At 33.5% G+C, this 1,492-nt stretch carries 1 protein-coding gene; it reads right to left on the reverse strand.

From position 1 onward, the window contains the following. Positions 1–33: 33 nt before the first annotated feature. Positions 34–1,407, reverse strand: a complete 1,374-nt coding sequence (locus tag ACMV0E_RS08035) for a DDE-type integrase/transposase/recombinase (protein WP_416085862.1) — start codon at positions 1,405–1,407, stop codon at positions 34–36. Between the last annotated feature and the right edge of the window lie 85 nt (positions 1,408–1,492).

Below are 1,492 nucleotides of genomic sequence, written 5' to 3' on the forward strand. Positions count from 1 at the left end.
CGTGTTGCCTCACGTAATTTTCTATACGAAATATTATTTGGTTGCCTCATTTAAATTATATACGAAATTATTTTGAGATAAAGGAAAATCATTGGGTAATTTTACATCGGTTTTCTGTGTTTTTTTCGCTCTTTCTTTCATCTTTTTATCATATGCCCGTGAGAGTTCTTGGGTAATTTTATCTATTTGCCTTTTAAGTAAAAGAGGATTAAGTGTTTCATATGTTCTTCTGAGTTTCTCTTTTACTTCTTCTGATACTTTTTCAGATTCAAGAATCCTCTCATAAGGCGTCTTAGGTTTGTCGTACTTCTTCATCACCTTACTTCCAATTCTTGTTTTCTCTCTCAGTTTCATTGAAGGCAAGAAGAAGTTTGTGTAGAGTCTTAATACACTGTAGAGTTTATCCATTATCTTCAGTTCTCCATCTGTATCATACCTTACATACCCTACCGCTCTTCTTACTACAGAATAGTTCTTCTGTTCTACAAAACAATTATCGTTCTTCCTGTATGGTCTTGCTCTCGTAAATGTAATATGCTCTTTTTCACAGTAATTCAACAGATGTGCATTGATGAATTCACTTCCATTATCAGAATCAATACCCTTTATGGGAAATGGGAATTCCCTCCTTATCTCCTTTAATGCATTGAAAGTCCAGACCTGTGCTTTGTTTTTTATTGCTCTTGTTTCTGTCCATCCAGTATGTACATCAGTTACATCGAGAGAATAGAGAAATTCTCCTCTTAGATTACCTCCATCGTGACCAACAAGGTCTGCTTCAACAAAGCCAGGTTCTTCTTCATTCCATTCAGAGAATGTTCTTATGGGTATACTGTGCTTGAGTAGAGTTCCAGGTTTAGTTAATGTTTTTCCTTTTAGCTTAAACTTATTCTTTTCATTCTTAAGTAATCTATCTATCGTAGCGGGACTTATTGAAATTAACTTCTCTTTTACTTCCTCATTGAACGGAAATTCATTAAATCTCTCTAAGACAGGTATTATTTCCTTCACATACACACTTAATCTTTTCCCACATAGATAATCAGACATTTTCCATAGATATACAAGAGCATTGAAGACTTCTTCACCATATATCCTCTCTCTTTTTCTCTTTCTTATCTTTAATCCTCTTTCGCTGTAAAGGTCATCTCCTACAAATACATTCCTTTTTCCATTTTCTAATTCAACAATAACTTTCTTTCCATATGTTCTTAATACATATGATGCATAACACCTGGAATATCCTGTGAGTTTAACAAATTCATCAAGTATCTTTTCTTTTTCTTTCTTTGTTGTTTTCTTATATAGCCTGCTCTCTTCTCTTATCACAGCCTTCTTCTCCTTCAAGGATAAACTCATAAAGCCTCCTTCCTTCAGTTTCTTTAGAATCTCTTCTAACTTTTTCATCATTTTACCTCCATTTCTATTTTTGAATAGATTCTTATGTGAGGCAACGATTCAATTTCATATAGAATTTTGATGATGCAATTCG

It is taken from the genome of Caldisericum insulae, assembly GCF_047785965.1.
Classification (GTDB): Bacteria; Caldisericota; Caldisericia; order Caldisericales; family Caldisericaceae; genus Caldisericum; species Caldisericum exile_A.